Consider the following 18,836-nt stretch of genomic DNA (forward strand, 5'->3'; position numbering starts at 1 on the left):
GCTCAGTTTTCTCCTCCACACCATTACTGGGTTTCATTGGCTGAGCTTTACTCACTACTACGGATTCATCTGCCACCTCACACCAACACACGCCTTGGCTCACACCTCGAACGCATGCTTCCAATTCAAGACCGGATTGGATGCCAGGCTTCCCCAGTTACTGCACTGACGCCCTGTTAACAATGCCACCCTCAAACACAGCCTAGGTCTGACTGAGTATCGGGCTTTGCGCTATTTTGCACGCTTACCCACCTAAACTGCCGAAGCAGGTTCACTTGCGTTGTGTACTGTTAACTTCCTATCGCTTCCTTCAGACCCTGCCGTTGGCCAGCAACGCCCTTGCGATTCGGATTCTCTTCCCCCCAGTCGGGGTGAGACAGGTTTCTTACAACCTGACGGGTTTGCCAGCTTCGCTGGGCAAACAAAAAAAAGAGCGGCATACATCACATACCGCTCTTTTTTTACAGCTCTTTTTAAGGGCTTTCTTATGGCATTCTTTTCAAAACAAAGTAGCTTTTCAAGATTACTAATTAATAACCACGAGATTGCGTTATTTTTCCAACCCAAGATACAGCCTTTTGTTCCAAAGCCGAAAAGAATGACAGACCAAGACGCTCAGCCATACCTTTTGGTTGCTTATAAGTCACTTGTATTACTTCTGCATTTTCATAATGAGAAACCAAATAAGCATCACTGGTCATCACAACATCTATCAGCTTATTCTCTATTGCCTCCGAGCCATACCAAGTATCGCCAGTTGCGATATCTTCAATGTCCAATTGTGGGCGCTGACTCGAAACAAAGCGCTTAAACAAACCATGAGTATCTTCTAAATCCTGCTTAAATTTCTCTCGCCCCTCATCGGTATTTTCACCTAACATAGTCAAAGTGCGCTTATATTTCCCTGCTGTATGTAGCTCAACATCTATCAAACTCTTGTCAAGCAATCTATGTAGGTTAGGAACTTGCGCAACCACACCAATCGAACCAAGAATCGCAAATGGTGCTGCAATAATTTTATCTGCGACACACGCCATCATGTAACCGCCACTGGCAGCAACTTTATCTACACAAATCGTTAATGGGATATTTGCTTCTCGAATGCGCTGCAACTGAGAAGCAGCCAAACCATAACCATGAACAACACCACCACCACTTTCAAGGCGAACAACCACTTCATCCTGCGGCTTAGCAACGCTCAAAATTGCCGTAATTTCTTTTCGCATCGTTTCAACTGCAGAAGCTTTTATATCACCATCAAAATCCAAGACATAAAGACGCTTTTTAACGACTTCATCAGTTTCCTTAGGCTCTTTTTTCAACGCCTTCTTTTCTAACTTTTCTTTTTTCTTTTTTTCTTTTGCCAAGCTCTTTAGTGTTTTTTTATCCAACAATTGCTGATCTAGCTCAGCTTTCATAGCATCATAACTTTCATTTAACTTAGTAACAGACAAACTACCAGGCTGCGATTTACGCTTTCCACTAGATAAAGCTGCTAAAAGAACCCCTATAACTAAAGCAACACTTACTAACTTTAATAAAAAACCTACATAATCAGTTAAAAATTCCAACACTACTTCCTCTAAATAATCATAACTTCTCGAGATAGTGGGGCTATTTTTATAAATAGCAACATCTATAAGTCATTAATCACTATAGATACTGTTTTCTATATCCCTTATCATCAACCAACTTAAAAAATATAATAATATCTTAAAAACTAGCTAATGCTTTCCTTCAAGGAGCAATAAATGAAGACAACTTTGTCACATGCACTTGGCAACAACTTCTTAGGGGCTTCTCCTCTATGGTACAAACAAGTCGTGATCGCTTTTTTAATCATCAACCCAATTGCTGTTGTAACTTTAGGTCCTTTCGTTACTGGTTGGTTGTTTATCATTGAATTCATATTCACCCTCGCCATGGCTCTGAAATGTTACCCTCTGCAACCAGGGGGGTTAATTGCTATTCAGGCGGTCCTACTAGGACTAACCAGTTCAGATGGTGTTTATCATGAAGTAAACAAAAACTTCGATGTCATTTTACTGCTTATGTTTATGGTCGCAGGCATATACTTTATGAAAGATATGCTGCTATTTATTTTTAATAAGCTATTAGTCAGAGTAAAATCTAAAATTGTAATTTCATTAATTTTTAGTTTTTCTGCCGCCCTACTTTCTGCCTTTTTGGATGCGTTAACTGTCACTGCCGTTCTGATAAGCGTTGGCGTTGGATTTTATTCGGTTTACCACAAAGCAGCCTCAGGCCAAAGCTCTAATAAAAACCACGATCACGCAAAAGACGACTCCATCCTGCCAATAAATACCGAAGATCTAAATGAATTTCGCTCGTTTTTACGAGATTTATTAATGCATGGCGCTGTAGGTACCGCTCTTGGTGGCGTATCAACACTCGTTGGCGAACCACAAAACTTATTAATCGCCAAGGTAGCTGGCTGGGATTTTATTGATTTCTTCCTCTATGTCGCTCCTGTATCAATGCCCGTTTTGGCTTGCGGTTTATTAACCGTCGTAATACTAGAAAAAACAGCATGGTTTGATTATGGCGCACAATTACCTGACACAGTACGAGACATTCTGAATAATTTCGAAAAAGAAGAGAGCCAAAAACAGACCAACAAACATAAAGCTAAATTAATCATTCAAGGCATTGTTGCTATCATACTCATCTTATCATTGGCATTCCACATCGCTGAGGTTGGTTTAGTTGGCCTTATGGTTATTGTTCTACTCACTGCATTCAATGGCATTACAGATGAACACCAAATAGGTCACGCATTTGAAGAAGCTCTGCCTTTTACCGCATTATTAGTTGTGTTTTTCACCATTGTGTCTGTGATACATGAGCAACATCTATTCCAGCCAATTATTGATATTGTGCTACATATGCCAACAGACTCTCAGCCTATTATGTTCTTTATTGCTAACGGTATTTTATCCGCAATCAGCGATAACGTCTTTGTTGCAACTGTTTATATCAGTGAAGTAAAAGCAGCGCTTGATGCTGGCACAATTACCCGCGAACATTTTAATACGCTTGCCGTTGCTATCAACACGGGGACAAACTTACCAAGTGTAGCAACACCAAATGGACAAGCTGCATTTCTATTTTTGCTAACTTCTGCGATCGCCCCTCTGTTGCGCCTGTCTTACGGCAAGATGGTTTGGATGGCATTACCCTATACTGTTGTACTTAGTGTTGTCGGCGGACTTTGTGTCACCTACTTCTTATAAGACACGAGTACTCAATACACATAAAAATGCCCTCTTTTAGGAGGGCATTTTCTGCTTATTACTTTATAAATTCGTCGTATTCGTCTTGCTTAACTAATGCTTAATCCGCCACAAAGACTGACCTGATTTTTTATCAATCAAATCCAATCGCTCTTCATGTAGCTTTAACTCTTCACTGCTAGCTCTAATAACTTTCAGCGCCGGACGATCAGCTGAAAAGCGACGAATCTCCTCTACACCACCCTCCTCTTTTGACTCCGATTCAGAACTACTTGCTAGCCCAAGACTGGTCTGCCCACCCGTCATCAACAAATAAACGTCAGCAAGAATTTCTGAGTCTAAAAGAGCGCCGTGCAATTCACGGTGTGAGTTATCAATACCATAACGTCTACACAAAATATCTAGGTTATTCTTCTGCCCTGGATGCTTTTTACGGGCATAAACCAAACTATCAAAAACACCACAAACCTCTGCCGTTTTCGGATAACCGCCAATACGGGCAAACTCATGATCCATAAAGCCAATATCAAAAGGCGCGTTGTGAATAATTAGTTCGGCGCCTTTTATAAAATCGAAAAACTCTTGGGCTATTTCATGAAAACGTGGTTTGTCAGCCAGAAATTCGTTACTGATCCCGTGAACACGAAAGGCCTCCTCTTCCACTTCTCTATCGGGATTGATGTAAACGTGAAAATGTCGATTAGTCAGCTTACGACCAATCATTTCCACACAACCGATTTCGATAATTCGATGCCCTTGTTTTGGATCAATACCTGTCGTTTCTGTATCAAGCACTACCTGTCTCATGATGCAGCCCTTAATTCATCAATACCTTTATTCGCCAATTGGTCGGCAATTTCGTTACCCTCTATGCCTGCATGGCCTTTTACCCACTTCCAAGTAACCGCATGATACTGGCACTGTTCATCTAAAGCTTGCCAGAGGTCTTTATTTTTAACCGGCTGCTTAGACGCTGTCATCCACCCTTTTCGCTTCCAACCGGCTAACCACTCAGTAATACCCTTTTGTACATAAGAAGAGTCTGTATAAAGTGTTACTGAGCACTTCTCTTTCAAGGCTCGAAGACCTTCTATTGCCCCCATAAGCTCCATTCGGTTATTGGTTGTATCATGCTCCCCACCACATAAGTGTTTTTCATGCTCCCCAAAAGTAAGCCAAGCTCCCCAACCACCGATGCCAGGATTACCCTTACAAGCACCGTCTGTATACATTATTACCTTCTTCACTCTTTCATCTCTTTTGCTGTTGGCTTTGACAATGGCGGCACTCTAACTCGAGCCCCTGACCAACGAGGTTTTAATGGAATAAAACGTCTTACTTGTTTAGTTGCCGTCATCACATACACACCACTGAATGGCAGCTTAAGAGGCCTTAGAATTTTATCAATCCAAGCAAAGCGCGAGCGCCATTTACTACTCTGAAGTGGCGGCTCATAAAAAACAAAACGTTTTGATTCTAATGTTAAACCAGCTACTTTTAGCCAGTCTTCTAAACGCTGATGAGCAATAAAATGCCCACACCAAGGCGCTTTAATTTTCTTAGAAAATAAGCGACGACACCCCCATAAACTCCAAGGGTTAAAACCAATAATAACCAACTTTCCACTTGGCAATAGGGTTCTTGCTGCCTCCCTTAGATCGTCATGGGGTGTGGCAGAAATATCTAACGTGTGGTGAAACACATGCACATCCACACCATCAGCCTCAAAAGGTAGCTCACTTGCTCTAGCGACAATAGTATTACTAGGAGCACCAAACTCTAAAACAGGGGCAATTAAGATACTTTCGCGCAAACGATGATTCTTCAAAGCAAAATCCCTAAGAGGCGACTGACTAACTAAATAGTAACCCACTGCAGAATCAAGCTCAGAGGCTATCTCGCTCAACTCTAATTGCAACAGGCTATCGCCTAGGTTACTTTTGTACCAATTTTGAAAAAATTGTCTTGATTGATCATCCAACATACAATGAATTCTCTATTTAAAACGGTATGACTGCATCTTTTTATTATTTTTTCTTGGCGCGTCATATAAAACACAATCACTCTTTAAAAGTAGACACTTTATGACTATCTTTCCGCTTCCCGCCTTTAATGACAATTATATCTGGATAATCCAAGATAAAGATAGTTCGGGTATTTGGGCTGTTGACCCAGGTAACGCAGATGTCGTCTTAAACTTCTGCCACGAATACCAAAAGACCTTAACAGGCATTTTAATTACTCACCACCATAAAGATCACACGGGCGGAGTAGCTGAACTAAAACAGCATTCAAATTGCCCTGTGTATGGACCTGAACACCTGACAGAACTCGTCACTCATCCTGTTGATGATGGTGACCGAATTCTAGTCTTTTCAAAAGTATTTACAGTCATAGCGACACCAGGGCACACTCTTGATCATTTGTGTTATTTTTCAGAACAAGAAACTCCTATTTTGTTAAGTGGTGACACGCTGTTTAAAGGTGGCTGTGGCCGCATAATGGAAGGCACACACGAACAAATGCTAGCAGCTATGATAAAGATCTCAGGCTTACCAAATGATACGCTAATTTATGGCACCCACGAATACACTCTAGCCAACTACCGCTTTGCACTTTCTCTAGAACCCAACAATAAGGACCTAATAGAAAGCAATATTACGTGTCAAAAACTACGCACAGAAGAAAAACCAACCCTACCAACAAAACTCAGCATCGAGAAAAAAACTAATCCATTTTTAAGAAGCCATATAGAGGCCCTTAAAATTCAAGCAGCACAACAACTTAACGAAATTCCAGCAGAGAATCCTATTGCCGCATTCAGCCAAGTGAGGCGCGCCAAAGATAGTTTTAGTTGACCTATTGCGCTACACCCTTAAAATGTCGAAACTTTACTCAATTTTGTGACCTACATGATATATAAATTTTTATGGGTTTGCCTCGCCAGCCTAGCACTAAGTGCGTGCCAAACCGCTTCGAAAGTAGAAAGGAATACTACATCCGCCGACCTAATAGAATCAGCTGAAGATACTGACATTGTTGAAGCAGATACTGAACAACTTGGCTTCATCGACACAGTCCCACCAATTGACTCTGCAACGGAAGACACAGCGACCACTGAAGAACCCCTTATAGCGACCAGCAAGCCAAAAGCACCTGAAGATATCTGGGAAAGAGTTCGTACAGGATTTCAATTAGACCTAGACATAGACAGGCCACGACTGTCTTCTCAATTACGCTGGTTTAGCTCTCACCCTTCGTACCTAGACAGAGTATCAAAACGCGGTGAGCGCTACTTATACTATATTGTCGAAGAGCTAGAAAAAGCAGGTATACCGACCGAAATAGCGTTATTACCCATCGTCGAAAGTGGTTTCGATCCTTTTGGTTACAGTCATGGTCGCGCCTCTGGTCCTTGGCAGTTCATCCCCTCTACCGGGCAGATGTATGGTTTAGACCAAACATGGTGGTATGACGGTCGTCGTGACATTATTGGCTCAACGCAAGCCGCTATTGCTTACTTAACTCGACTGCATAAAATGTTCGATGGCGATTGGCTGCATGCGCTTGCATCTTATAACTCTGGTGAAGGGACAGTACTAAGAGCAATCAGAAAAAACAAGAAAGCGGGCAAACCAACTGATTTTTGGTCTTTAGACCTCCCTAAAGAAACACGAGCTTATGTTCCGAAACTGATTGCCCTAGCAAAAATCATCAAAAACCCTGAAAAATATAATTACTCAACTTACTTCATACCTAATAAGCCGTATTTCGATATTGTCAATATCGGTGGACAACTCGATCTAGCCCAAGCAGCGGAAATGGCGAATGTGAGCATTGATGAAGTCTATTTACTAAATCCTGGCTTCAACCAGTGGGCAACTTCACCAGATGGGCCACACCGCTTACTAATGCCCGTATCCAAAGCAAAACAATTTAGAACCAAACTCGCAGAGATCCCTAGCAAAGAGCGCGTTACTTGGGTTCGTTACACCGTAAAAGCTGGTGACAACCTGCTTCTCGTTGCAAAACAGCACAACACCACTGTCAATGTCCTACAGGACGTGAATAAAATATCTTCGACTATGATTCGTGTTGGACAAGAGCTAATGATTCCTGTTGCTGGCAATGACATAGAAAGCTACACATTAAGCTCGCATCAGCGCTTATTAGCCAAACAATCTCATGCACCAAACCGTAACCGCATAAAAATAAACTACACAGTTAATTCTGGCGACAGCTTATGGTTAATTTCAAATAAATACGGCACAGACAGCAAGACGCTAGCTCGATGGAACAATATGGGGCTTGCAGATCCATTGATTCCGGGCAAAAAACTCGTTGTGTGGTTAGAACCTAAGCAGTCAGAAAACAGTACTCGAAGCGTAATGAAAAAAGTGGTCTACACTATTCGCTCTGGTGAATCTCTGGCTGTCGTTGCTAATAAATTCAATGTATCCGTGAATGATATTCGGGATTGGAATCCAAAGGTTGGCAGTAAGAAATACGTTCAGCCGGGAGATAAAGTCACCCTGCTCGTCAACGTAGTCGGTGGATAAGTAATTAGACCCAATAAAAAGGGCTGAAATTCAGCCCTTTTTTATAACTCGCACATCATAACTCTAATACGGCAATATCACTCGTAACGACAAAGGTAAGCTGTCATTTCAGTTACTTTTAATTGGAAAGTTTGGTTCGCCTCAACAATAAAAGTATCGCCTTTAACAAAGATTTTCCAATCATCTTCATTAGGCAACTTAACAGTTAAAGTACCAGAAACAACCGTCATATACTCACGCTGACTCGTACCAAACTCATACTCGCCAACCGCCATAACACCAACTGTTGACGTCCCTTCCGCATTATTCAATGCAATAGATTTCACCTGATCATTAAAATAGCTATTTACCTTTAACGCTGTACTCATATACAAGTTCTCATTTGTGTTTTTAAAAATTCTCAGCTCAAAATACATCTAGGCATTCTTATTGCCAACCATTTCTTCAATTATCCATTCTTTAAAGGCCGACATAGCAGAGGTTACGGAACGGCGTTTTTCATAAACCAAGTAAAAAGACCGATTAGTAATCAAATGCTGATCGAATAAAACCTTCAGAGTAGCAGCTTCTATCTCTGGCATGATCAGCTCAGGATCGGTTAATGAAATACCCAAACCTTGAGCAGCTGCCCCCGCAGTAAGCGAGCCACTGGAAAACATCAAACCGCGGCGGAATAACTTAGGATCAAGATCATGCTGCTGCAACCAGTCATGCCACTCATCTTTTCGCTTAGTAACATGTAATAACGGATAAAAACGCATATCTTCAGGCTTAACAATAGGCTGCTCTGGCTTAATCAAACGAGGATTACAGACTGGAGCAAGTCGGGCTGGACGCAAATAATATGCTTCAACATCATCCCAATCTCCGCTACCAAAATATACGGCCATATCTATGTCATTGGCAGAAAAATCAATTAACCCCGTCGACGAACTTATTTCGATCTGAATATCAGGATAGCGCTCTTGGAAACGCTCCATCCTTGGCATTAGCCAGCGAGTCAGAAAAGCTGGCGCGACAGCTAACCGAAGTGAGCCAGATTTTTGCTTACTCTTAAGCTCTGAAGTAGCACTTTCCAATTGCTCAAAAATGCTTTTTATTGGCTTTAGATAAGACTCCCCAGCTTCCGTTAAGATCACTTTACGTTTAGTACGGCGAAACAATTCAAGGCCTAGAAAGCTTTCTAGACCTTTGATTTGATGACTAATCGCAGAAGGCGTTACAGACAATTCCTTGGCTGCTTTATTGAAACTGCCATGACGAGCAGCAGACTCAAAACACTTTAATGAATTTAATGGGGGTAAACGATTAATAAGCTCATCTCCAATAGATAAGAAAGTAAATGAAGGCACATTCCTTCGAAGTCACGACTCACCTTACAATTTTTCTGAAAGACTGAGACTTAATAAAAGACCAATTTGCACCTTACTTAATCAATATCGTGAATATAGCTCACCTGTCAATTAATAAAATCTAACTCTTTGGATAAATTAACGAAAAACTATCTGCGACTACTCATCTTCATCGCCAACATTATCTGGCGTAACAAAACGCTTAGGTGGCAATTTAAACGCATCAAAGCCGTCTTGTTGGTTGTCATGGAAACGCGCCTTACCTACCGGCTTCTTATTTGTCTTCTTAGACGCCTTAGTTGGAGCTTTCGTGCTGCCTTTTTTAGTTTCTTGACGAGCAGGCTTAGGAGGAAGCAAACCTTTAAACTTCGCTTCAAGCCCTTCAATAGATTCTGTTGTAAATGTCTTTTGTAAGAAGACCTCTATCGCTTTGAAGTTCACCCAGTCTTTCGGGCCAACCAAAGAATAAGCATCACCTTTAAAACCAGCGCGGCCAGTACGACCCGTTCGATGTACAAATTCTTCAGCTTGCTTTGGCAAATCAAAGTTAAAGACATGAGACACACTAGCAATATCCAAGCCACGTGAAGCAACATCTGTACTTACCAATACATCAAACTGTCCTTTCGCAAAGCTTTCCATGGTTTTATTACGAGCGCTTTGAGATAAGTTACCGTTCAAAGCTTGAGTACTTAACCCCCAACCAGCAATGATCTCAGATAAACGCACCGTATCGCTTTTCGTTGCAGTAAAGACAATAGCTTGTTTAATAGTTTGTCCCACTAACAAGTGTTTTAATAGAGCTTCTTTATGATCTAGATGATCACAAAGCAAAACATGCTGAGAAATATCTGTGTGTTCATCAAAACCTTGACCAATAGCAACACGGGAAGGCTCTCGTAATAGCTCACCAGCGATTTCGCTGATTTCTGTATTATCGAGCGTCGCAGAAAAGAATAAAGTTTGACGCTGACGATGGCTTGCTGCCGAATTAATAGCTCGCATGGCATCTGCAAAGCCTAAATCCAACATACGATCAGCTTCATCCAAAATAAGCAGCTCCAACCCTTCCAGAAAAACATGACGTTGCTTTAAGTGGTCAACCAAACGACCCGGTGTTGCCACAATAAAGTGCGGATCTTTTTGCAAAGATTTATGTTGATCATTAAAATTCTCGCCGCCTTGAATGAGAATCGAAGTAAAACGGCTAGCCGCTAACAAAAGACGCAGTTGACCAAAAACCTGTTTTGCCAATTCGCGAGTTGGCACCAAAATTACTACTCGCGGATCACGTTTAGACAAAGCTTTTTTCTTGTAAACTCGATGCAACGCAGGCAAAAGATAGGCAAGTGTTTTTCCCGAACCCGTTTTTGACGACGCCAACAAGTCTCTACCAGCCATTGCTTCTGGAATGGCACGAGCTTGAATCTCAGTTGCCTCATCAAACCCCAAGTGGCCAATGGACTTTAAAATGCGATTATCAAAACCAAATTCTTCGAATAACAAACAAATACCCCTTCAAAACTAAAATACTACGTCGACAAAGCGTCACGTCTAATTCGCGCATTATAACCTAGACAAGCTCAAATTCGTTATGCATCTTGCATTAAAAGATAGCTTTTACCGGCACTTATTATCCCCATACCAACACCTTTGGACGTCTCGACCTGTTCAAGGCTTTCAGCAATACCATAAAATACATTTCGCCCTACCAAAGCCCTCATACCATAACGCATTGAAACATAAGGCCGCTCTTCTTCCTCGTACCAGTCCATCCAAAGGTCACTATCAACACCAAGTACCAGAACATCGTCAGTTTGCGTTGCAAATTCTATTGCTCGACCACGCTCTGTTTCTATCCACTGCCAACGAGTGATAAGAAAAGCCGCATCTTCGACTTGAATTCTAACCTTTTCAACAGGCGTCACTAAAAAATGCTCGCCATTTTCATACCACAATATTCGGCTAAACATAGTCACCATTGCAGAGCGCTTAATCCTACCACCTTCATGAAACCACTCGCCATTCGCTTTAATCACCATATCCATATCACCACAAAAAGGCGGCTTCCAATTATGAACTGGGGGCAAACTTGAAGAAGCCACCTCAGAAAGGCCTTTTAGTTCTATATTTGACATAATTTACCTCACTATTAGATTAGTGCCTCTCACTTCATCATCAATATTATTCACCTTCAAGACAAAGCCTTGAATTCATTTCACTGTTAGAATAACGCCAACAAACGAATATTCCCGAGATGCAGAACCAGACCTTTACCGACACTATCTGCCTCGTTTAATTAGAGTGTGACATTATGAAATCGGAATTAGCAACAAAGTTTCAAGATCCTAGTCGAGGCGTTTATTTCATTGGTACAACACCACCAAAATCCTCTCTTGAAGAAGAACAACTAAAAGAAATTAGCCAAAAACTGCTTGATCGCCTTGATAATATAGAAGTCGATGGCTTAATCGTTTATGACATTCAAGACGAAACCAGCCGCATTGACAAGCCTCGCCCTTTTCCTTTCATGGAAACTCACGACCCACGAGCTTGGTCAAAGCGCCTTCACCAGCAATCAGAAAAGCCAGTAATTACCTACAAGTCTGTCTCTTCTCGTAGCTCTGAGGAGTTTTCTGGCTGGTTAACCGAAGCATGGGAACAATACGGCATTCGTGACTTAGTACTGGTCGGCTCACCCTCTTCACATGGTGATATCAAGCTGCCACTGCCACAAGCTTACGAAACCCTAAAAGCATCACCTCATGACTTCAATCTTGGTGGCGTAACTATTGCGGAGCGTCATGCAAAAAAAGGCGATGAACATTTACGCCTGTTGAAAAAATCAGAATCAGGCTGTGAGTTCTTTATTTCACAAGCCGTCTATAACCACCAAGCAACCGCTGATTTGATCAGCCGCTACGCAAGAACCTGCAAAGAAAAGGGTGAAATACCTAAGCGCATTATTTTAACCTTCACACCATGTGGCAGTGCAAAAACACTCGAGTTCATGGAATGGTTAGGGATTTCCGTACCGGAAGCCACAAAGCACCGCATTTTAGATGCTAAAGCACCACTAGAGGAATCCATTAAAATCTGCCGCAATGCTTTGGAACAAATTATTGAAACTGCACTTCCTCTTGGCGTCCCACTTGGTCTAAATATTGAAAGTTTAACCAACAGAAAGGAAGAAATTGACGCCTCTATTCAGCTATACAAGCTGCTAAAGGCGACTTTAGATCTCAAGCTTGCCGAACAGTCTCTATCTAAGTAGTTTTTCTACATAGGTTCGCTAAATAAGCGTATCCAGCATAGCCAAAACCTGTTCAACACGAATGTACTGCATGGCCTTAGGGTCATGCACACGAGTTGACCAAGGCAGCTCAGCTACAGGTTTTTGATACTCCTTCACCACTAGCTCTTCGTATACACTCTGTACTTTATCTAAATCACGATATGGCCCAGTTCTTTGCGGATTCGAATGAGCGTACAAACCAAGAACAGGGGTTCCAACTAGGGTTGCCATGTGAGCAGGTCCAGTGTCAGGACTAATTACCAGCGACGCTCCCTTTAAAACAGCCAGCATTACATTTAGCTGGGTTTTCCCTACCAAATTAATGACTTGCTCAGCTCGGCTTGCAATAATTTGCTTAGCAAAGGCCACTTCACGATCGGAAGGTCCACCAGTAATAACCGGGCAGATCCCCTTCGCTAATAATCGCTCAATGACAGCCTGATAACCTTCAACTGTCCAGTTACGATCCTCCTTAGAAGCCGATGGGTTAATAACAAAATAATGATCCGGCAAGCCAAGGTCTGGTTCTGGCAAAGTTAATTCACAAGGCAATGTAGGCTCTGACACACCTAACACACTGGCAATAGATAAAAAAGAATCAAGAACGTGCTCACCTTTAGGCTCAGGCGCGTACTCATTAACAAACCAATGCTGTTTTTCACGAGAATGAGACAAAGCAAAACCAATGCGTCTTTTTGCTTTAATTAGACGAGAAACCACACTCGCTCTAAACGACCACTGAAAGTGCAACAACACATCAAATTTTTGACTACTCAATAGAGAACGCAGCGCCAACAAGCCAGAAAAACCGCTCTTTTTGTCATATACAACCACTCGCACACCATCTAGCAAACGCACTAAATTTGCCTCTAGCGGAGAAGTTATCCAAGTAACTTGAGTAGATGGATAACGCTTCATAATAGACTGCACTACTGCCATTGCGTGACATACGTCACCCAATGCTGATAATCGAACCACGGCCAGATGTTGAATATTCTCTTGTTGCATGTCTTCCTCTAGGGCTGTTTAAACTCAGCAAGTATTATAGAATAGACACCCTTGAATGTGTCCAAGTTTGTAGACATTACAAAGAACACCTTGATAAAGCGAGTAACATGCCACAAACCATCAAGATATCGTTAAGCACTACGCTATTTAAAAGCGACCCAACTTTACCTCTTTCAACGACTTGGTTTAATCCAGAGTTCTGGCAGTCTCAACAAGCATTAGCTGGCACAGGCAGCGGCCGAGGTGCAGTTTGGTTTGTAAACAGCCAATTTGGGCAGTTCGTTATTCGACGCTATCGCCGCGGAGGATTCGTCGCTAAATTTAATAAAAGCCGCTTTTTATTTACTGGGGTAGAACTTACACGCCCTTGGCTTGAGCTTAATTTATTGGAAAAAATGCGCGATCTGTCACTTCCTGTCCCAAAGCCAATTGGCGGTTTGCTAACCGTTAAATATGGCTATTATGAGGCAGAACTCTTGACCGAAACCATCAAAGATGCAGAAGATTTATTCGACATCATAAAAAGCAACCGGTCAGATCAAATAGATTGGAAGGAAATAGGTAAAGTTATAAAGCGCTTTCATGATAATGGAATTTATCATTCAGACTTAAATTGCCATAACATTATGATAGATAATCAACACAAAGTTTGGGTTATTGATTTTGATAAATGCGAACAAAGAAAACCTGATCACGAGTGGATGCTATCCAATATCGATAGACTTAAACGCTCTATAGCTAAAGAATCCAATAAATATTCAAATTTTCATGTATCTGAAAAGCAGTGGCAGGCTTTTTTGGAGGGTTACCATGGCTAAACAAAGTACATTAAATAAAAGTATCTTCAAATTTATGGGGCCGAAACATTGGCTAAGCTGGTTCGCCATGGGAATAGCCTATGTGTTAAGTTTTTTACCTTGGTCATTGCAACAAGGCCTAGGAAAATATCTTGGACAGGCATTATATGCTATTGCCAAAAGGCGTCGACATATATGCGATGTAAACTTAAAAATTTGCTACCCTGAAATGAGTGATGCCGAACGAAAAAAACTAACCAAAGCACACTTTGAAAGCATGGGGAAAGGCACAATCGAGACCTTTTCTTCTTGGTTTCAAAGCCAGAAAAAATTTCAATCACGAATTACTTTTGAAGGCCAAGATGTAGTTGATAAAGTATTAGCTAAAGGGCGAGGCTGCATTCTTATTAGTGGCCATTTCTCCTCTCTCGATCTTTGCGGAAGCCAAATGCCGCGTTTTATAGATGCTCATCCCATTTATAAGTTACAAACCAATCCTGTGATGAACTGGGTAATGGAGCGTCAACGCAAAGCAATTTTTTCCAAAACTATCGAGCGCACCAATATGCGAGAAGTTTTGAAATCACTAAAGCAAAACAAAGCGGTTTGGTACGCTGTTGATCAAGATTATGGACGAAAAAACTCTGTATTCGCTCCTTTTTATGGCCACCAATGCGCAACTATTGCTCACATTGGGCGCATTGCAAATATGACCAATGCGCCAGTTGTACTTTACGACTACGGTAGAACAAAAAACGGCTATCTCCTAAAGCTAACCGAAGTCGAAAACTATCCAAGCCAAGATGATGTTGAAAACGCGACTAGAATTAATGAATTAATGGAAAAGGTTATAGAACCTAAAAAAGAACAATATTATTGGACGCATCGTCGATTTAAAACACAACCAATACATGGTGACCCTTCACCTTACGATAAATAAAAAAGAATCCCCAATGCTGGCTATCCAACAATTGGGGATTCTTCAAACTTTCAGTTGCTCTTTTTTAAGACCATAACACTCTCTAGTTACAAGCTATCCCTAACCTCAGCCATCAAACGCAATGACTTCAGCCTTGCTTCAGAATCATGGATAGGCATGGAAATAATCAACTCATCCACTTTGGTCATGTCAATAAAGCTAGATAACTGAAAGGCAACAGATTCTTTTGAACCCACGATAGCATATTGCAACATATGCTCAACCATATGCTTCTCGCTCGGTGACCAGATCCCATCCATATTATCAACAGGCCTCGCAAAAGGAAGATTTCGACTACGGCGTAAATTCACAAACTGTTGCTGAGCAGAAGTAAATAAATATTTCGCCTCTTCATCTGTATCAGCAACAACAGCCATTACACCGGCCATTGTGTGTGGTTTGGAGAGCTGTTCGGAGGCTTTAAAATTACGACGATAAACGGTTAGCGCTTGAATTAATTGATCAGGAGCAAAATGAGAGGCAAAGGAATACGGTAAACCAAATTCGGCTGCAACTTGGGAACTATACAAACTCGACCCCAACATCCATAAAGGAATATGAGTATGGCGACCAGGAACAGCCATAACTCCCTGATCACCATCACCAAGCAGACGCTGCAACTCTAAGACATCGTCAGGATAACTATCCACAGAAGCATCCATATTACGCCGTAATGCTCTTGCCGTTTGCATATCGGTTCCTGGCGCTCGACCTAACCCCAGATCGATACGATCAGGATAGAGCTCAGCCAAAGTACCAAACTGCTCAGCAATGACTAGAGGGGAATGATTCGGCAACATTACACCACCAGAACCAATGCGAATTTTTGAAGTTGCTGCACCGAGGTGGGACAGCACAACAGAAGTAGCTGAACTCGCGACACCAGCCATGCCATGATGCTCAGCCAACCAAAAACGCTTGTAGTTATATTCTTCAGCCGCGATGGCCATCCGACGGCTCATCGCTAATGAATCTGCTACTGAACAACCTTCAGTAACCGGAGCAAGATCAAGTATCGACAGTGGAACCATAATATTCATCCAATAAAACTAATATACCCTCTATTTAAGACTCATCTACGCCAGTTACAAGCACTCAATCATGCACTAAATGCAGAAGCGTCCATCCCCCTTTTATAAGGATAATTAGCTTATTGATACTTTATGCTATTTAGCACAAGTACAATACTCGTGCTAAAACCACTATCCATTCACAACACCACTATCTATTTTCTAAACGGTTATAATCAAGAATTCCACTTTCTCTTGGGCGATCCAGCTTATTTAGATTGCCAATTGCATCGCTAACAAACCAAAAATTAGGGTGAGTTCTTCGTATCCCAAAGCTATCTAAAAGAACCGTATAATCCTCTCTTGTCTTAAGATTCCCGACTTGATCGGCCCAATCTATCAACTCACTTTCTTCCACTTGCATTAGTACATTCGGGTAATCCCCCAAGACCCCCTTCACCAAAGTCACACCATCTTCATCGGGCAGACGCGCAGCTTCTTCATCTAATAAACTTGAGATATTGGCGTGGGCTTTATTATGAATCAAACTAATAACTTCCAGTGGCACTCCTTGCTGAGTCACCAATATAGTTGCAACATTCGGTAAATAAACTAATCCACCTCCACGTACCGCTTGAAGCTCATACAAAGCCTTACGCTGCTTAGCCGTTAGCTTACTTCGTTCTAAATCATAGCTATGATCTAGTACTGCGGCTAACTTCTGTCGAAGTTTTTCATACAACTCTGACTGGTGGTCATCCGTCTCATAATCGATCTGGGTTTGACGATTTACTTTTATATAGTCACTAAAAATATAATTTTTAATTGTTTGATTCGCATCTCGATACCAATACTTTCGGACTGACTCTCTATCTTCTTTAGGAAGTAAGAGCAAAAAATTCATCTCCCCTTCCATTCTTAAAAAATCCATGTACAAACGGGTTACCAATTGATGACCCACATTGCCATACACATCAAACCCCGCCACCAATAAATAATGAATACGCTCTAATAATGGATAATCAATCACCCAAGCGGTTTTAGGATGCTGACCCACCATCCCCTTCACTACCGATGCATTATCAAAATGGCGAAAAATGGTTAACGCAGCATTATCATTACTGCCATCACCATCCCAAATTAAACTTAAATCCAAAGGAACCTTACCACCAACTCCAACTTCTTTTTCAATTAACGCCGCTTTCGCCGACAAATAAGACTTCTGCTGCTCAGAGAAAGTTATCCATGAGGTCGGTGATAACGTATTACTTGATCCAATAGCAGGCAAATCTAAATTCTGTACTTGATCCTCCAAATAATCAGCGGAACCCTTGTTATAAACCACCTCTGGGTCAATAAAATACACCCAGAACTGTTCATTAATCACATTTACCGCAACTTGCCCGCGACAAACAGGACCTTTAATAAATGACATAATCGTTTTTTGCGAATGGTCTAGTAAGAAACGGTAACGCCCATGAGCAGGAATCTCACGGAATGCTTTAAAAGGGTTCGTCGCGACCTCAGGAGCATACCCAGGATCTCTTGTTACTTCGTAATCATCTGCATAAAAATAAGACTGCCAGCGGGCATATCTCGCTTCGTCCAGCTGCATAGGAATATGATTTTTTTGAACTTTGACTTCTGGATCAGCCCAGAGACGATAATAAACACGATCTACGCCAGGTGGGTCATAAGGGCGACGCGTGGCAATACGATCAATTGGTTCACCTGGTGGTGTTTTGGAACGCACTAACTGAAAGCGAAATTCCTCCCCATCACCCAAATAAAGACTATACAAATAAAGATGTTCATATATATAGCGAGAAACTAAGCGCCCTTTCAGATCATCACCATTTAACCGTGACTCCCACAAAGCGACTTGCTGCTGCAGCTTAATAGGCAAAGGCTTAGCATCAGGCATTTTGCCACCTTTCGCTAACCAACGAGTCAATACATCATATTCATCCGCACTAAGAGCTGGAAGACCATAAGGCATACCCCAATTTGGATAGTCTTCCTCAAATTGACGATATTCTTCGATACTGACACACTGTTGATCACGGGCAAGTGAAAAATCATAGCTATCAGGTAAAACAGGCTGAGTGAAATCACCTTGTTTTCTGCGCAGCGCTATCGCTCGATACAATAAACTGCCTTGTAAATTCGCCGCAGGAGATTGCTCCCGCTCGTTCAAAACAGGGTGAAAGCCTTTTAATCGCCACTCATCGGTCGTTTTGGCATCAATAAATAATCGTGTTGGGGAGGCTGCCAATAAACGAGTACCATCGTAAACAAGCTCTTTTGACCCACCTCGCTCGATACCATCAGAAGCAGTAAATTTCAATTGACAAGGTGCGTCGTAACAAGCATGACAAGAAACACAGCGACTATCTAAAATAGGCCGTACTTGATCATTATAAAACTTACTATCTTCCTCACTAACATCACTAACACGATTCGCTGGATGTTGCGCCCCAAAAACGCTATCAAATTGATGTGTCGCATAAGCTGCACAGCCAGAAATCAACAATAGCGAACAAAGAAGGGTTAGCCACCGAGACATAAAAAGGTTCCTCATT

17 protein-coding genes are annotated in these 18,836 nt (G+C 41.8%); 6 read left to right on the top strand and 11 right to left on the bottom strand.

All coding sequences use genetic code 11. The features are described from left to right. Positions 1 to 530: 530 nt before the first annotated feature. Positions 531 to 1,571, bottom strand: coding sequence for a protease SohB (gene sohB, locus B6N13_RS22280; RefSeq protein ID WP_048814271.1), 1,041 nt, complete (start codon positions 1,569 to 1,571; stop codon positions 531 to 533). Between the two features lie 180 nt (positions 1,572 to 1,751). Here sohB and nhaB point away from each other — a divergent pair, with 180 nt between their 5' ends. Then, complete coding sequence (gene nhaB / locus B6N13_RS22285) at positions 1,752 to 3,254, top strand: sodium/proton antiporter NhaB (protein ID WP_012069415.1); 1,503 nt, start codon at positions 1,752 to 1,754, stop codon at positions 3,252 to 3,254. 93 nt (positions 3,255 to 3,347) lie between these two features. Here nhaB and dnaQ read toward each other — a convergent pair whose 3' ends face one another. From dnaQ to B6N13_RS22300, 3 genes are read right to left on the bottom strand one after another with little or no spacing between them, the layout of a single operon-like run. Beyond that, a complete protein-coding gene (gene dnaQ / locus B6N13_RS22290; protein WP_012069414.1) occupies positions 3,348 to 4,061 on the bottom strand; it encodes a DNA polymerase III subunit epsilon in 714 nt (237 codons plus the stop codon). Further along, positions 4,058 to 4,486 (bottom strand): ribonuclease HI, encoded by a 429-nt coding sequence (gene rnhA, locus B6N13_RS22295; protein WP_169460666.1) that lies wholly within the window; start codon positions 4,484 to 4,486, stop codon positions 4,058 to 4,060. Before rnhA ends, dnaQ begins: the two co-directional genes overlap by 4 nt. A gap of 11 nt (positions 4,487 to 4,497) precedes the next feature. Next, positions 4,498 to 5,238 (bottom strand): methyltransferase domain-containing protein, encoded by a 741-nt coding sequence (locus tag B6N13_RS22300; protein WP_012069412.1) that lies wholly within the window; start codon positions 5,236 to 5,238, stop codon positions 4,498 to 4,500. Between the two features lie 100 nt (positions 5,239 to 5,338). On the opposite strand from B6N13_RS22300, the gene gloB reads away from it, so the two are divergent. Continuing rightward, positions 5,339 to 6,112 (top strand): hydroxyacylglutathione hydrolase, encoded by a 774-nt coding sequence (gene gloB / locus B6N13_RS22305; protein WP_169460655.1) that lies wholly within the window; start codon positions 5,339 to 5,341, stop codon positions 6,110 to 6,112. A 54-nt stretch (positions 6,113 to 6,166) separates the two neighbouring features. Next, entirely contained in the window at positions 6,167 to 7,813 is a 1,647-nt protein-coding gene (locus tag B6N13_RS22310; protein ID WP_012069410.1) for a LysM peptidoglycan-binding domain-containing protein, read from the top strand. A gap of 77 nt (positions 7,814 to 7,890) precedes the next feature. On the opposite strand, the gene B6N13_RS22315 is transcribed toward B6N13_RS22310, so the two are convergent. From B6N13_RS22315 to B6N13_RS22330, 4 genes are all read right to left on the bottom strand, one after another. After that, positions 7,891 to 8,181: a pyrimidine/purine nucleoside phosphorylase gene (locus tag B6N13_RS22315; RefSeq protein ID WP_048814270.1), complete on the bottom strand. Its 291-nt coding sequence runs from the start codon at positions 8,179 to 8,181 to the stop codon at positions 7,891 to 7,893. A 48-nt stretch (positions 8,182 to 8,229) separates the two neighbouring features. Then, positions 8,230 to 9,165, bottom strand: a complete 936-nt coding sequence (gene gcvA / locus B6N13_RS22320; protein ID WP_348981564.1) for a transcriptional regulator GcvA — start codon at positions 9,163 to 9,165, stop codon at positions 8,230 to 8,232. A gap of 159 nt (positions 9,166 to 9,324) precedes the next feature. After that, positions 9,325 to 10,671, bottom strand: coding sequence for a DEAD/DEAH box helicase (locus B6N13_RS22325; RefSeq protein ID WP_169460656.1), 1,347 nt, complete (start codon positions 10,669 to 10,671; stop codon positions 9,325 to 9,327). Positions 10,672 to 10,757: 86 nt separating this feature from the next. Beyond that, positions 10,758 to 11,303, bottom strand: a complete 546-nt coding sequence (locus B6N13_RS22330) for a DUF1285 domain-containing protein (protein ID WP_012069406.1) — start codon at positions 11,301 to 11,303, stop codon at positions 10,758 to 10,760. A 176-nt stretch (positions 11,304 to 11,479) separates the two neighbouring features. Between B6N13_RS22330 and B6N13_RS22335 the strand changes: the two genes are divergently transcribed. Continuing rightward, a complete protein-coding gene (locus B6N13_RS22335; protein ID WP_169460657.1) occupies positions 11,480 to 12,439 on the top strand; it encodes a hypothetical protein in 960 nt (319 codons plus the stop codon). A gap of 18 nt (positions 12,440 to 12,457) precedes the next feature. Here B6N13_RS22335 and B6N13_RS22340 read toward each other — a convergent pair whose 3' ends face one another. Then, positions 12,458 to 13,468: a glycosyltransferase family 9 protein gene (locus B6N13_RS22340; RefSeq protein ID WP_169460658.1), complete on the bottom strand. Its 1,011-nt coding sequence runs from the start codon at positions 13,466 to 13,468 to the stop codon at positions 12,458 to 12,460. A gap of 107 nt (positions 13,469 to 13,575) precedes the next feature. On the opposite strand from B6N13_RS22340, the gene B6N13_RS22345 reads away from it, so the two are divergent. Together B6N13_RS22345 and B6N13_RS22350 are read left to right on the top strand one after the other, a co-directional pair. Beyond that, positions 13,576 to 14,286 carry a 3-deoxy-D-manno-octulosonic acid kinase gene (locus B6N13_RS22345; protein ID WP_012069403.1) on the top strand — a complete coding sequence of 237 codons (711 nt, stop codon included), beginning with the start codon at positions 13,576 to 13,578 and terminating at the stop codon, positions 14,284 to 14,286. After that, positions 14,279 to 15,205 (top strand): lysophospholipid acyltransferase family protein, encoded by a 927-nt coding sequence (locus B6N13_RS22350; protein WP_012069402.1) that lies wholly within the window; start codon positions 14,279 to 14,281, stop codon positions 15,203 to 15,205. Before B6N13_RS22345 ends, B6N13_RS22350 begins: the two co-directional genes overlap by 8 nt. Before the next feature lie 86 nt (positions 15,206 to 15,291). Here the strand turns inward: B6N13_RS22350 and B6N13_RS22355 are convergent, their stop codons facing one another. Together B6N13_RS22355 and B6N13_RS22360 are read right to left on the bottom strand one after the other, a co-directional pair. After that, complete coding sequence (locus B6N13_RS22355) at positions 15,292 to 16,275, bottom strand: LLM class flavin-dependent oxidoreductase (RefSeq protein WP_157035952.1); 984 nt, start codon at positions 16,273 to 16,275, stop codon at positions 15,292 to 15,294. A 190-nt stretch (positions 16,276 to 16,465) separates the two neighbouring features. After that, positions 16,466 to 18,820, bottom strand: coding sequence for a fatty acid cis/trans isomerase (locus B6N13_RS22360; protein ID WP_169460659.1), 2,355 nt, complete (start codon positions 18,818 to 18,820; stop codon positions 16,466 to 16,468). Between the last annotated feature and the right edge of the window lie 16 nt (positions 18,821 to 18,836).

The organism is Marinomonas sp. UCMA 3892 (assembly GCF_012726345.1).
Lineage (GTDB): Bacteria > Pseudomonadota > Gammaproteobacteria > Pseudomonadales > Marinomonadaceae > Marinomonas.